The organism is Pseudomonas sp. R2-37-08W (assembly GCF_003851705.1).
GTDB lineage: Bacteria > Pseudomonadota > Gammaproteobacteria > Pseudomonadales > Pseudomonadaceae > Aquipseudomonas.
This window is the reverse complement of the sequence record NZ_CP027728.1, coordinates 125,001-139,119: the sequence shown is the minus strand read 5'-3', so window position 1 is coordinate 139,119 and position 14,119 is coordinate 125,001. Positions and strand designations below refer to the sequence as shown.

Genomic DNA, 14,119 nt, shown 5'->3' with positions numbered 1-14,119 from the left:
GCTTGGGTTTATCGGCCGCCCTCGAGGCGGCCGATTTATTTGGGCGATACGTTGCTGGCCCTGGCGGCCGGTTGCATCGCATACTCGCGCTTATCAACACACGACCGCCCTATGCGGCTGACGATGTGTGGCTTTTTTTCGAGGGGTTCTTATGTTTTACGTGCAACGTGATGCGCAGGGCGCGTTGAGTCGCGTAGAGGCCGCCGCCTTTGCCGGATCCACCGAAACACTGCCGGCCGATCACCATGAGATCCAGGCCTGGTACGCCAACGAAGTGGTGGAAACCAGCCTGGCCCAGCTCAAGCAGAGTGACCTGGAGATGATCCGGGTACTGGACGACTTGATCCAGGTGCTCACCCGCAAGGGCGTCATCAGCGTAACTGACCTGCCGCCCGCAGCCCAGGCCAAGTTGATGGACCGTAACCAGGCGCGGGAAGCGTTGGGTGGGTTGAGCCAGTTGATCAATGATGATGAGAAAGGGCTTATCTGAGCCCTGAAGCCGAACCGGATCGAAATGTGGGAGGGGGCTTGCTCCCGATAGCGGCGTATCAGTCACCCAAATATCGACTGATTGACTGCTATCGGGAGCAAGCCCCCTCCCACATTGGATCTGCGTTATTTCCAGGGTGCGGGCTCGCCGAATAACTGCCCCTGCACTCCGAATATCCCCATCTCGCGAATCACCCTCAGCTCACCTTCGGTCTCCACACGTTCGGCAATCAACGGCAGATCGATGCTGTGGGCCGCGCGCTGGATGGCTTCGATAAACAGGCGCTTGTCGCTTTCCTGGTCGATATCGCGGATATAGCTGCCGTCGATTTTCAAGTAGGCCAGACCCAAGCGGGCCAGGTTGCCGATCATGCTGAATCGCCCACCGAAACGCTGAAGGCTCAGGGAAAAGCCCAACTCGCGCAGGCGCTGGGTCATCTGTTCCAGCACGAGCTGTTCCGGCAGTTGCTCTTCACCGATCTCCAGGGTGAGGCGCGAGCCCAGGTTGCTGTGCTGGCGCAGCAGGTCATAAATGCGTTGCAGTGCCTGAGGATCCTGCAAGGTTGCGGCTGAGAGGTTCAGCGCCAGATTGTGGCTGTGGCCGCTCATCTGTTTGAGCACTAGCTCGAGCATCATGCGGTCCAGGCGGGCTGACCAGCCGAAACGCTCGAGCCACGGCAGGAAACGCCCAGCGGGTAGGGTATGGCCGTCAAAGTCCTGCAAGCGCGACAGCACTTTGTAGTGCAAGACCAATTGCGGGTCGTGGCTGGCCACAACCGGCTGGAAGTACAACTCGAAACGCTGTTGGGTCAGCGCCTGGTCCAACAGTGTGTGCCAGGCATGGTGATCGTCACCGACGCTGGCGGCGGCACTGTGGTCGAGGCACGCCCAGGTGCTGTCACCCTGCCCTTCGGCTTGAGCCAAAGCTTGGTCGGCGAGGGTCAGCAGCGCCTGCGGCGCATCGCCATGGTTGAACGGTGCCAGGCCGATGTAGGCCACGGGCGTAACATCGCTGGCGCCGGTGGCCTGCAGGCTGAGCAACGTGCTTTCAAGGTTCTGCGCCAATTGCAGCGCTTCTTCACGGGTGAGCCCAGGCGCCAGCACGGCGAATTCGCCGCCTCGGATACGGGTCACGAGGTTATGGGTTTCCGGGTACGGCTCGCACTGGCGCAGCAGTTGTTCGCCGACCGCTTGCAGCAGCTGGTCGGTACGCTGGCCGCCCAGGCGCTGGTTCAGGCCGGCCAGGTCCTTGACGCGCAACACCAGCAAGTAGCCGGAGTTGGTTTCTTCGGGGTTGCTGACGCGGGCGTTGAGCTGCATCTCGAAATAGCGGCGGTTGGCCAGGCCGGTGAGGTTGTCCTGATAGGATTCAGTGCGCAACTTTTCGCTGCGCTCGGCCTGCTCCTGGAACAGCGCTTTGAGCTTTTCCACCATTTGGTTCATGGCCTGCACCACCCGGCGCAACTCCGGCGTGCGCGGCAGGTCAGGCAGGCTGAGGAATTCCCGACGGGCGATCGCGTGGGACTGCTTGACCATATAGTCCAACGGCTTTAATTGCCGGCGCAGCAACAGCCCGCCGAGCACCACGCTGACCGCACCGCACAGCAGCAACCAGCCAAGGCTGCCCAGGGCGCTCTGCCAGAGTTTGGCCAGGGCGAACATCGGATGGCTGACCACCTCGACTCGCGCCGCCTGCTCCCAACCACGGCTCACCAGCGCATCACCACCGGCCGGCTCCAGGCCGATCAATTTTACAAACCAAGGGGGCACGCCATTGTTGTCGGGTATGCCGCTGCGCTCGACGATGGTTTGGTCCGTGGCCAGGTCCACCACACGGATGCTGGCGTAGTAACCGCTGTCGAAGATCGAGCTGACCAGCAACTCGACCATGGCCAGGTCATCGATATTGGGGGTCAGCGACAGCGCCAGTGCCGTCGCGGCATCCTGCGCATGGGAGCGCAATTGGTTGACGTACTGCGTGCGCGAACTTTCCAGGCTGACCATGAAGCTGCCGCTGAAGGCGACCACCAGGAACAGACAGATTGCGATCAACAGCTGTTTGAACAAAGACATCCGATCAGTTACTCCTAGTTGGCAGGCTCGGCTGGGAAGCCTTCCGCACGCATTTTTCTCAACACATCCTGCCAGCGCGACAAGCGTTTGGTATCGCCGACTTTCTTGTTGCCCTTGGCGCCGGGCAGATACAGCCCCTCGGCGTTGAATGAATACACCGGGATCAAATCGGTACGGCGGGTTGCCGGCAGAATGTCGTCCATCAGACTGTCGAGCACCAACGGGATCGCGTCGGGGGTCGAATAGTAGGTCAGGACCATGTGCGCACGATTCTGACGCAAGGCCTTGACGTAGGTAATGCGCAATTTATCGCTGGACACGCCCAGATGACGCAAACTGAAATACTTGGCGATGGCGTAGTCTTCACAGTCACCGGCGCCCTTCCAGAGTGCTTCGATGGGTGTCTCCCAATAGTCGACCGCACGCCAGAGATCGATGTCTTCCACGTAGGTCATTTGTTTGTTGAAGAACACGTTGACGACCTTGAGCTGGTCTTGCTCGCTGACCTGTTTTTCGGTGCTCAGCAGCCGCTGCCACGCGTCAATACGTTGCTGGCCCTCGCCCAACGGCCCGTACAAGGCGCTGGCCTTGCGGCTGATCTGCGAGAAATCCCAATCGGCATGCAGCCCGCCGAGCATCAGGCCGGCCAATAAGATCGCTGATAAGAGCCAGCAAAAAACTCGATAGGGAATAAAACTTACCGCCAAGGCGTTCAGTCCATGAAAAGAGACGGAATTTCAAGGGATGGTGAAGCTTCGTCTCACAAAAAACAATGGCACAGTGCGATCATTCATCGGTGGAGCGAGTTTATAACCGCCTCCTGTGGGACGTACAAAATACACGCTGTGGGCCCTTACAAACGGAAACTCTGGCTGTTTGACAAGTACCTGGCCCATCTCTAGTGTTCATTGGATCCAATAAACACACTCTATTATTCAAAAGGAGGGTAGCGTAACCGTGACGCAGAAGCCGAACCCTTTAAGCAGTATCAAGGTCAGCGGACCTATTCCTGCTCATCTTGCCCGCGCCGTTATTGAAGAAACGTTGCGTAACGCCATTCTCGATGGCCGATTGCCCTGTGGCACTGCTATGCGCCAGCAAGAACTCGCCAGCCTGTTCGGCGTCAGCCGTATGCCGGTGCGCGAAGCTTTGCGCCAACTGGAGGCACAATCCCTGCTGCATGTGGTGACCCACAAAGGCGCTGTGGTTGCGCCCTTGATCGAGGACAATTCGGCTGAGACCTATGCCCTGCGCATGCTGTTGGAGTCCGAAGCCTTGCGCTTGTCGATCCCATTGCTCACTGAGTCGGACATCGCCGAGGCAGAGGCCTGTATCACTGCGCTGGAATGCGAGAAAGACTACAGCGAGATCGGTCGCCTCAATCGCCTGTTTCACATGATCCTGTATGGCAAGGCGCCTAACCATCGCCTGCTCAAATTGGTGGAGCATGGGCTGAATGAAGAGGAGCGGTTTCTGCGCTTCAACCTCGAGGCGATGGGACTGGGCGAGACGTCACAAGAGGATCACCGCGAACTGCTCAACCTGGTGGTGCAGAAGAAAATCGACGAAAGCATCCTGACACTGCGTAATCACTTGATGCGAGGCATGGAGGTCATCAATAGATACCTCAATAGCCTCGAAACTGCGAATAGAACAGCCGCGTTATAAGGGGCTCCTACCGTTTTTGAGCCTGTGCATCGCGGGGTACCGTTCTTTATCAGGAAGCGTCCCGCGTTGATACACTGTGAACAAACCGGCAAGCCTTATTCAAATCGGCGTTATATAAGGAAATCTCTCACACTTCAAACAACTATTTCTTCGGGAAGTTTTTGTTCGCAAAACTATTTAATACATTCACAAGCTCGTCCAAACGTTTAATCAGCTTATTATCAGCGACCCACCCAAAAACCTCGCAATTGCTGTCCGCGTATTGAGCCAGCGTTCCTCGCGTGGGCGCGCCTTAACGCTAATCTTCCAACTAACAACTACAATCCATCACTGCAACTAGAGCAGTCGCAACAACTTCATAGGCGTCAACCATGCATCATCATTTGCTTGAAAAAAAGAAACTTCAACTGTGCAGTCATCCGTTATTTGCAGAAATAACTTCTCTTAGCAAATTACAACACTTTATGGAAAGCCATGTATTTGCGGTTTGGGACTTCATGACCCTGACCAAACGCCTGCAGCAGGATCTTACTTGCACCCAAATACCCTGGCTCCCGCCGGCCAATCCGCAGGCCGCACGCCTGATCAATGAAATCGTGCTGGGCGAGGAGTCGGACGAACATCCGACGCGGGGCCATTGCAGTCACTTTGAGCTGTACCTGGAAGCCATGGCGGAGGTGGGCGCCAATACCCGTGTCATCGCACGTTTCATTGACCTGCAACACCAGGGTGTAGAGGTCAGCGCAGCGCTGCGAATGATCGGTGCGCCCCCCGGTGTGCCGCGCTTCGTCGACAGCACATGGCAGATCGCACTCAGCGCCCCCACCCATTGCGTCGCGGCGGCCTTCCTGCATGGTCGTGAAGGCGTCATTGCATCGATGTTCGAGCGCCTTCTGTGCAGCAGCCCCTTGATTGCTCGTCAGGCACCCATCTTGTGTCACTACCTCAACCGTCATATCGAGTTGGATAGCCAGGAGCACGGCCCGGCGGCGGAGCAGGTGCTCCAGCATTTGATCGGCGCAGACCCGACTCGCCAGCGACAAGCCGATAGCGCTGCCTTCGGTGCCCTGGAAAGCCGCATGACCTTCTGGGACGACGTACACGCCTCAATGCATGAGGTACACCCATGAGCGCCACCCGCTATCACTCCTTTGCCGAAGACTGGGAGCGGCGCGCAACCATCCGCACACGCCCGCGCCGCATGTTGGAAAACGACGGCAAACTGATCTATCCCCTGAGCCGCCAACCCCTTGTACTGAGTGCGACCTTTCTCGAGCGCTGCTCGCAATGCCGCGACTTTGTGCTGACGCAAAGCTTTTATCGATTCATCCATGACATCGTGGTTTTCGAAACCGAGATCGTCGATAAGCTTGCCCGCCGTATTGCCAAGAATCGCTTCTCGCTGCCCCTCCCCCTCGCCTGCCGCTACGATGCAATGACCGTCGTGGTGGATGAGGATTACCACGCATTGGTGGCACTGGACTTCCTGCAGCAAGCCGTGGCGTTGACCGGTATCGAGCCCCTGGACCTGCCGGGGCAGATCGAACTGAGCCGCGCCTTGCCGGCCGCGCAGGCGCAGGCACCGGAGCACCTGCACGATGCCGTCGAGTTGATTGTCGTGGCCATCGCCGAAAACACCGTCACCCATGATGTGGCGGCCTTTTCCAAGGACGACAGTATCAAGTCGTCCGTACGCGGCTTGATGGCCGATCACCTGTTCGATGAAGGGCGCCACGCACAGTTCTGGACACAGTTGGTGCGTATCTACTGGCAGTCGGCAAGCGCGCAAGACCGCGACAGCATTGCCGGCGTGCTCCCGACTTTTCTGGCCCATTACCTGACCAACGACATACAGAAAGGCTTCGACCTGCAGTTGATCGAACACCTGGATGTCAGTACCGATATTCGTTTGGCGCTGCAGGATGAAATCGTTGCGTTGGATTTTCCTATCACCCGCCAGCACCCGCTGGTGGGCAACATCATGAGCTTCCTGCACCACAGCGGCGTGCTGCACACCCCAAGCGTGGCACGCGCGCTGGACGACTACCTGCCCGCGGCGGGGAGGCTGGCATGAGGCGCTTGATGATTGAATGGGGCGGTACCAGTGAAGCACTGGGGGCCCTCAAGCAGGTGCTGGAACAATACGGGCACATCGCGGGGGCGGGGTCGGTCGACCTGGTGATTGAGGACGGCAGCCAGTCACCGTCAGCCTTATCCACCGATGCGCCGTGGATGAGCCTGCGCCTGGGCATCGGCCCCGTGTCCGAAACTGGGTTACCCGCACTGCAGTTTCGCTGCTATGACCGTGATCGGCGCCTGTTGGCCGTGCACGACGTCGCCGAGGAGCCCAGCGGCAACGGCCAGCGCCTGCGTCGTCGTGCGGCGCACGCTCTGGTGGAGTGGGTAGCGTCATTGGTCAGCGGATTCTCGAGAGACCCTGGTTATTTCTGTGCAACGGCCAACCCGGGCACCTTGCCCGAACAGGGCTTGCGAGGACTGGAGTCACTGGCGTTCATGCATCGATTCAACCGTACAGCAGACCCGGCATTGCTGCGGGCGGCACAGGCGCCCATGATCGAACGGTTGCAGGCCAGCCTGAATGCCTTTGCCGATCGTACAGCGCTGAATATTGCGGGGCGCAGGGTGACTTATCGCCAGCTTCAGGAAAAAGCCGTGGCGATTCAGCAACACCTGCTGCCCCTGTTGGCGGGCATTGAAACACCACCGGTGGTGGGTGTGTGCCTGGAAAAATCTACCGAGCTTTATGCAAGCATTCTGGCGGTGCTGGGCTGTGGCGCGGTGTATTTGCCGCTGTCTCCGGACCATCCGGTAAAACGCCAGCACAGCATGCTGACAAGCGCAGGTGCAGGCGTATTACTGGAAAATGGCCTGCACCCGTTGCGGGATAAGTTCGTTTCACTTGATGTCAGTACGCTCGCCCCACACGGCATCGACTCCACACAGCCGCTGATGCGCCATCGTCCCCACGCCGATGCGCCGTGCATGGCGCTTTTCACCTCTGGCACCACGGGGCAACCCAAGGGTGTGCTGCTCAGCCAACATAATCTGGCGCATTTCACGGCCTGGCTCGGTACCTGTGTGGCGCTGGACGATAAGAGTCGCGTTCTGCAATTTTCGCCGCTGAGCTTTGACTCGTCACTGATCGATATTTTCCCCGCCTTGGTCGCGGGCGCAGCGTTGATTGTCCCCAGCGCAGAACAACGTCACGATCCCCGGCAATTGGTCGAGCTGATTCGCCTGCAACGCGTCACTCATGCTTTCTTGCCACCGGCACTGCTCGGCATCTTGCCGCTGGACCAGCCGCTGGGCCTCGCACACCTGCTCACCGGCGGCGACTTTTGCGAACCCTACGTGATCGAGCGAATGGCCGGCCAATGCCAGTTTCACAACCTCTATGGCCCCACCGAAGCCACGGTACTGGCAACCCATCGAACGTTTCGGCTCGGTGATAGCAATCGCAATATCGGCTTGCCCATCGCCAACAGTCAGGTCTTGATCCTGGACAAGCACCTGCAACCGGTGGACGAGCAGGTGATGGGCGATCTGTACCTCGCAGGACCGGGCGTGAGCCTGAGCTATATGAACGGACCGCCGCAGGCCGACTCCCCGTTCATCAAGCTGACGTTGCCCGACGGGCAATGGCTGCAGGCTTACCGCAGCGGCGACCTGGCGAAATGGACGCAAGACGGTATCGAGTTGGGCGGCCGACGGGATGACCAGGTCAAGATTCGCGGTTTTCGGGTCGAACCTCAGGAGATCGAGCACTGCCTGCGCAGCAGTCGGTTGTTTCGCCAAGTGGCAGTGGTGATTGATCAGACGCACAGAATCATCGGCTTTGCGGCCCAGCCCGAACCCGGCGCCACGCTGGCCAGCCTGAAGGAGCACGCACGGCAGTGGCTGCCTGAGCATATGCAACCTGTCGCCTGGAGCGAGCTGCCGAGCCTTCCCGCTTCGAGCAACGGCAAGATCGATCGCAAGGTGTTGCGGGAGACGCCGATTACCCGCGCCCAGGAGATGACGCGTTGCAGCACGCTCACGCCAGTCCAGGCGCAGTTGGTAGACCTGTGGGGGGAGTTGTTAGGGTTGCCTGCCGGTGACGTGTCGATCGACGACAGCTTTTTCAACCTGGGCGGCCATTCGATCCTGCTGTCCACCTTGTTGCTGCGCCTGCGCGAGCAGTTTGGCCGCAGCCTCTCCTTGAGCCAATTTTTTGAAGCGCCGACGATTCGTACGCTGGCCTTGCAGATGGAGGGCGCAGCGCTGCCGAATACATCGTTCAGCCAGATGGAAAAAGATGCGTCCCGAGCCTTGGCGCTTGAGGTGCTGCCCGAGGCCCGCGCCGGGGATCCACGCAAGGCGATTGTCACAGGGGCGAACAGCTTTGTCGGCGTGCACATCGTCCAGGCCTTGCTGGCGGGTGGGGCGCAGGAGGTAGCGTGCCTGGTCCGGGCGCTCCCAGGCCAGTCGGCGACGGACCGATTCTCTCAGGCGTTGCGCGAATACCGCCTGGAACAGCTGGACCTGAGCCGAGTGCAGGTGTATGCCGCCGACCTGCGCCAACCCCGCCTGGGTCTGTCTGCAGAGGCGTACGACCACCTCGCCCGCAATCATGGTGTGCTGGTGCACAATGCGGCGCAGGTCAACCATGTGATGGACTACATAGCACTGGCCAACGACAACGTCGAACCGGTGTTTGAATGCCTGCACCTTTGCGAGACCCACTGTAAGAAAGTTTTCAATTTCATTTCAACGCTGTCGGCCTGCAGTCGCCTCGACACTGATGGGTATGTGCTCGAAGCACCCGCAAGCCGCGCGTTGCCGCTCTATGTAAAAAACGGCTACAACCTCTCGAAGTGGGTGGCCGAGCGGCTGTTGGGGCGTGCAGTCGAGCAAGGGGCCTGGGTGAATATTCATCGGCCCGGGAATATCAGTTTCAACAGCCGGAACGGTGTCTGCCAACCCCATAAAAATCGATTGATGTTGATGCTCAAGGGGTCGCTGCAGTTGGGCAGGGTTCCTCGCATGGAGGGCAATTTCGACCTGATGCCGGTGGACTTCCTGGCGCGCTTCATCGCGTTTCACAGCCCGCGTTTTATCCCTGGGCGAAACGTCTTCAATCTGCACAATCCTCAACCTTTGAGCTGGGACCAGTACCTTGATGCATTCAGCCAGGCCGGACACACCTTCGAACGGGTAAGCCTTCAACATTGGCAACGGGCGTTGCGCACAGTGCGCCACGACAATGCGTTGTTCGGCGTACTGGGCTTTTACCTTGATGGGGTGGGTGAAGACATCGGCGACACGTCGATGATCCATTACAGCAACGCGCAATGGGGCCTGGAACAAATGGGCACACAGTATCCGCCAAAGAGCCCCGCACTGTTACGCAAGGGCTGTGACTACCTCAGGGCCATCGGCTTTCTCTGAGCGGCTTTGGGCCCGCATTGAAGTTGCTCGGCTGTATCGGAGCGAGGCCTCGCTCCGATACAGCGAGGATCAGATCTTGAAGCTGTCGACCAATTGCTTCAATCGACTGGCCTGCTGGGACAGCGCGTCGCAGTCTTTGAGCGTCTCGTTGAGATTGGCCACGCCTTGCTGGTTCAGCAGGTTGATCTGGTTGATGTCGACATTGAGGGTTTCAACCACCGCCGTTTGCTCCTCGGTGGCAGCGGCGACCGATTGATTCATGCCGTCGATCTCAACGATTCGCTGTGTCACGCTGACCAGACGCTCGCCGGCCTGGTTAGCCACTTCAACGCTTTCTTCGCTGGAGACCTGGCTGGCGTTCATGGTGGTCACGGCTTCACGCGAACCCACTTGCAGCGAAGTGATCATTTTGTGGATCTCTTCTGCCGATTCCTGGGTACGGTGAGCCAGGTTACGCACTTCATCCGCCACCACGGCAAACCCACGCCCTGCTTCGCCGGCACGGGCAGCTTCGATTGCCGCGTTAAGCGCAAGTAAGTTGGTCTGCTGGGAGATGCCCTTGATCACATCGAGAATGTGTCCGATGTTGTCGGTGCTGGCGTTAAGGGTTTCGATCTGGGTGCAGGACAGGCTGATTTTCTGCGACAGTTCCGACATCGCCTGGATAGTTTGCTCGACCACTTTGCGCCCATCATCAGCTTGCTCACTGGCACCGCTGGCATGCTGCGAGGCATCAGCGGCGTTACGTGCGATTTCCTGGGTAGCGGCACCCAGCTCGTTGATAGCGGCAGCCACGCTGTTGGTACGTGCACTTTGTTCATCGGAGCCGATGATCGACGCGTTGGACGACGCCATTACGCGCTGGGACAGGTCATGCACCTGGCGGGTGGCCGAGGACACTTCGGAAATCGAGGCGTGGATCCGCTCGACAAACTGATTGAATGCGCTACCGACTTCGCCGAACTCATCTTTGCTGGTCACGTCGAGGCGGCGGGTCAGATCACCCTCGCCTTGGGCAATGTCCTGCATGGCAACGCCCATGGTGGTCAGCGGACGCAACAACACCTGAATCAGCACACTCAACAGTACGGCAATCGCCACCACGGCGATGAGCATTGCGATCAACGCTGAAGTGCGAAATTTACCCAGTGCGGCATAGGCTTTATCTTTGTCGATAGACAGACCGATGTACCAGTCAGCCCCCGGCAACCCGTTGATTGGTGTAAAGGACAGGATTCGGTCTTGTCCATTGAGGACAACCTCCTGGTTAACCTTCTCGATGCGCACCTGGGTGCCCGGGTAGATATCCTTGAGGTTTTTCATCACCTGGTCCTGGTCAGGACTGACGATGACCTGGCCATCACCACTGACCAGGAATGCATGGCCAATACCGCCAAAATCCACCGAGTTGATGATCTTTACCAAGGTTTGCAGGCTCAAGTCGCCACCCACAACGCCCAACAACTCTCCGTTCTTCTTCACCGGCATGGCGATCGTCACGATCTGGCCGCCTACTGCCGCCATATAAGGCGGGGTAAGCATGGTTTTGTCGGCTGCTACGGCTTGCTTGTACCAAGGGCGCTGACGTGGGTCATAGCCTTCAGGCATCTTCGCGTCGGGGCGCTGGGTGAATACACCGTTGATTTGGCCAACATAGGTGAACTGAAAGTTGGAGGTGAGCGCCGGTTGATCGACCAAGCCGGGAAGGTCGGCGGCGCTACCTTGATGGGCAACGTTTTGTGCCAGGCTCTCGAGAACCAGGATGCGACCGCTGAGCCAGTTCTGCACACTGCTGGCGGTAAGCTCTCCGGATTGCTGGATGGAGGACGCCAGGTTCTGCCTGATCGTGTTGCGCTGCAGGTAATCGTTGTAGAACGTGAATAGCGCGAAGGCCAGAACCACGACGCCTGACGCAGCCAACAGAATTTTATGACTGAACTTGAGATTCATTTCATCGACTTCTTTTGCCAAAGGGGGGTGAGCGTGCCGAGTGGAACATTCCATGTATCGCGATAGGCGGACTCTGCGACCGCTCTATTTCGGTGCACGCATGGCTCGTCAGGCTTTCGGCTAGAAATCGATAAAACTTAGAGATTTGTGTGAATCTTCCGCTTTTAGCGTAAGAGAACGACAGGCGGTATGAGCACAGTCGACTATCAGCCACTTAGAGCCCTAAACGACAAAACCCCTGTCTGCGTGAGCAGACAGGGGTTTCGGAATTCAATCTTGACGATGACCTACTCTCACATGGGGAAACCCCACACTACCATCGGCGATGCATCGTTTCACTGCTGAGTTCGGGATGGGATCAGGTGGTTCCAATGCTCTATGGTCGTCAAGAAATTCTGTGTACCAGATCGTTGCGTTAGCAACGTACCGGTGAAATTCATGGACTTCTACATAAACAAAACCCCTGTTTGCGTACGCAAACAGGGGTCCTGGAATTTAATCTTGACGATGACCTACTCTCACATGGGGAAACCCCACACTACCATCGGCGATGCATCGTTTCACTACTGAGTTCGGGATGGGATCAGGTGGTTCCAATGCTCTATGGTCGTCAAGAAATTCGGGTACTGAGTCGTGGCCATGTGGCCTCGCTTCAGCAAATTGGGTATGGGATAGAATTCGGTGTTTTGTGAGCATCGAACTTTCGGTTCATTGCGTCTTCACACACCGCAATCTGGTTGCTCTGGATTAAAGAGCCGACGCAAATTGCTTGGGTGTTATATGGTCAAGCCTCACGGGCAATTAGTATTGGTTAGCTCAACGCCTCACAGCGCTTACACACCCAACCTATCAACGTCGTAGTCTTCGACGGCCCTTCAGGGGACTCAAGGTCCCAGTGAGATCTCATCTTGAGGCTAGTTTCCCGCTTAGATGCTTTCAGCGGTTATCTATTCCGAACATAGCTACCCGGCAATGCCACTGGCGTGACAACCGGAACACCAGAGGTTCGTCCACTCCGGTCCTCTCGTACTAGGAGCAGCCCCTCTCAAATCTCAAACGTCCACGGCAGATAGGGACCGAACTGTCTCACGACGTTCTAAACCCAGCTCGCGTACCACTTTAAATGGCGAACAGCCATACCCTTGGGACCGGCTTCAGCCCCAGGATGTGATGAGCCGACATCGAGGTGCCAAACACCGCCGTCGATATGAACTCTTGGGCGGTATCAGCCTGTTATCCCCGGAGTACCTTTTATCCGTTGAGCGATGGCCCTTCCATACAGAACCACCGGATCACTAAGACCTACTTTCGTACCTGCTCGACGTGTCTGTCTCGCAGTCAAGCGCGCTTTTGCCTTTATACTCTACGACCGATTTCCGACCGGTCTGAGCGCACCTTCGTACTCCTCCGTTACTCTTTAGGAGGAGACCGCCCCAGTCAAACTACCCACCATACACTGTCCTCGATCCGGATAACGGACCTGAGTTAGAACCTCAAAGTTGCCAGGGTGGTATTTCAAGGTTGGCTCCACGCGAACTGGCGTCCACGCTTCAAAGCCTCCCACCTATCCTACACAAGCAAATTCAAAGTCCAGTGCAAAGCTATAGTAAAGGTTCACGGGGTCTTTCCGTCTAGCCGCGGATACACTGCATCTTCACAGCGATTTCAATTTCACTGAGTCTCGGGTGGAGACAGCGCCGCCATCGTTACGCCATTCGTGCAGGTCGGAACTTACCCGACAAGGAATTTCGCTACCTTAGGACCGTTATAGTTACGGCCGCCGTTTACCGGGGCTTCGATCAAGAGCTTCGCGTTAGCTAACCCCATCAATTAACCTTCCGGCACCGGGCAGGCGTCACACCCTATACGTCCACTTTCGTGTTTGCAGAGTGCTGTGTTTTTAATAAACAGTCGCAGCGGCCTGGTATCTTCGACCGGCATGAGCTTACGGAGCAAGTCCTTCACCCTCACCGGCGCACCTTCTCCCGAAGTTACGGTGCCATTTTGCCTAGTTCCTTCACCCGAGTTCTCTCAAGCGCCTTGGTATTCTCTACCCAACCACCTGTGTCGGTTTGGGGTACGGTTCCTGGTTACCTGAAGCTTAGAAGCTTTTCTTGGAAGCATGGCATCAACCACTTCGTCGTCTAAAAGACAACTCGTCATCAGCTCTCGGCCTTAAGATCCCGGATTTACCTAAGATCTCAGCCTACCACCTTAAACTTGGACAACCAACGCCAAGCTGGCCTAGCCTTCTCCGTCCCTCCATCGCAATAACCAGAAGTACAGGAATATTAACCTGTTTTCCATCGACTACGCTTTTCAGCCTCGCCTTAGGGACCGACTAACCCTGCGTCGATTAACGTTGCGCAGGAAACCTTGGTCTTTCGGCGTGGGTGTTTTTCACACCCATTGTCGTTACTCATGTCAGCATTCGCACTTCTGATACCTCCAGCAAGCTTCTCAACTCACCTTCACAGGCTTACAGAACGCT

The 14,119-nt window shown here is 57.5% G+C and carries 8 protein-coding genes and 3 rRNA genes (1 of these 11 running past the window's edge); 5 read left to right on the top strand and 6 right to left on the bottom strand.

Features of this window, described 5'->3' with window-relative positions:
• Positions 1 to 151: 151 nt before the first annotated feature.
• A complete protein-coding gene (locus C4J93_RS00645) occupies positions 152 to 490 on the top strand; it encodes a tryptophan synthase subunit beta (protein WP_124402622.1) in 339 nt (112 codons plus the stop codon).
• A gap of 125 nt (positions 491 to 615) precedes the next feature.
• On the opposite strand, the gene lapD is transcribed toward C4J93_RS00645, so the two are convergent.
• Together lapD and lapG are read right to left on the bottom strand one after the other, a co-directional pair.
• The gene (gene lapD, locus C4J93_RS00640; RefSeq protein ID WP_124428316.1) at positions 616 to 2,562 is read right to left on the bottom strand and encodes a cyclic di-GMP receptor LapD; all 1,947 of its coding nucleotides are present in this window, start codon (positions 2,560 to 2,562) and stop codon (positions 616 to 618) included.
• Positions 2,563 to 2,576: 14 nt separating this feature from the next.
• Positions 2,577 to 3,200 carry a cysteine protease LapG gene (lapG, locus tag C4J93_RS00635; protein ID WP_256657439.1) on the bottom strand — a complete coding sequence of 208 codons (624 nt, stop codon included), beginning with the start codon at positions 3,198 to 3,200 and terminating at the stop codon, positions 2,577 to 2,579.
• A gap of 319 nt (positions 3,201 to 3,519) precedes the next feature.
• On the opposite strand from lapG, the gene C4J93_RS00630 reads away from it, so the two are divergent.
• The 4 genes from C4J93_RS00630 (at position 3,520) to C4J93_RS00615 (ending at position 9,678) form a co-directional block, all read left to right on the top strand.
• A complete protein-coding gene (locus C4J93_RS00630) occupies positions 3,520 to 4,230 on the top strand; it encodes a GntR family transcriptional regulator (protein ID WP_124369113.1) in 711 nt (236 codons plus the stop codon).
• Between the two features lie 371 nt (positions 4,231 to 4,601).
• Positions 4,602 to 5,360, top strand: coding sequence for a DUF3050 domain-containing protein (locus C4J93_RS00625; RefSeq protein ID WP_124428315.1), 759 nt, complete (start codon positions 4,602 to 4,604; stop codon positions 5,358 to 5,360).
• Positions 5,357 to 6,304 (top strand): diiron oxygenase, encoded by a 948-nt coding sequence (locus tag C4J93_RS00620; protein ID WP_124428314.1) that lies wholly within the window; start codon positions 5,357 to 5,359, stop codon positions 6,302 to 6,304. Before C4J93_RS00625 ends, C4J93_RS00620 begins: the two co-directional genes overlap by 4 nt.
• Positions 6,301 to 9,678 carry an amino acid adenylation domain-containing protein gene (locus C4J93_RS00615; RefSeq protein WP_124428313.1) on the top strand — a complete coding sequence of 1,126 codons (3,378 nt, stop codon included), beginning with the start codon at positions 6,301 to 6,303 and terminating at the stop codon, positions 9,676 to 9,678. Before C4J93_RS00620 ends, C4J93_RS00615 begins: the two co-directional genes overlap by 4 nt.
• A gap of 69 nt (positions 9,679 to 9,747) precedes the next feature.
• On the opposite strand, the gene C4J93_RS00610 is transcribed toward C4J93_RS00615, so the two are convergent.
• The 4 genes from C4J93_RS00610 to C4J93_RS00595 form a co-directional block, all read right to left on the bottom strand.
• Entirely contained in the window at positions 9,748 to 11,628 is a 1,881-nt protein-coding gene (locus tag C4J93_RS00610; RefSeq protein WP_124360674.1) for a methyl-accepting chemotaxis protein, read from the bottom strand.
• 274 nt (positions 11,629 to 11,902) lie between these two features.
• A 5S ribosomal RNA gene (rrf, locus tag C4J93_RS00605) occupies positions 11,903 to 12,018 on the bottom strand.
• 109 nt (positions 12,019 to 12,127) lie between these two features.
• Positions 12,128 to 12,243 (bottom strand): 5S ribosomal RNA (rrf, locus tag C4J93_RS00600).
• A gap of 165 nt (positions 12,244 to 12,408) precedes the next feature.
• A 23S ribosomal RNA gene (locus C4J93_RS00595) occupies positions 12,409 to 14,119 on the bottom strand (it continues 1,181 nt past the right edge of the window).

What these genes read in the sequence shown, in the direction of transcription:
- C4J93_RS00645 (WP_124402622.1), top strand. Translation starts at nt 152, where the DNA reads ATGTTTTACGTGCAACGTGATGCGCAGGGCGCGTTGAGTCGCGTAGAG.
- lapD (WP_124428316.1), bottom strand. Translation starts at nt 2,562, where the DNA reads ATGTCTTTGTTCAAACAGCTGTTGATCGCAATCTGTCTGTTCCTGGTG.
- lapG (WP_256657439.1), bottom strand. Translation starts at nt 3,200, where the DNA reads ATGCTCGGCGGGCTGCATGCCGATTGGGATTTCTCGCAGATCAGCCGC.
- C4J93_RS00625 (WP_124428315.1), top strand. Translation starts at nt 4,602, where the DNA reads ATGCATCATCATTTGCTTGAAAAAAAGAAACTTCAACTGTGCAGTCAT.
- C4J93_RS00620 (WP_124428314.1), top strand. Translation starts at nt 5,357, where the DNA reads ATGAGCGCCACCCGCTATCACTCCTTTGCCGAAGACTGGGAGCGGCGC.
- C4J93_RS00615 (WP_124428313.1), top strand. Translation starts at nt 6,301, where the DNA reads ATGAGGCGCTTGATGATTGAATGGGGCGGTACCAGTGAAGCACTGGGG.
- C4J93_RS00610 (WP_124360674.1), bottom strand. Translation starts at nt 11,628, where the DNA reads ATGAATCTCAAGTTCAGTCATAAAATTCTGTTGGCTGCGTCAGGCGTC.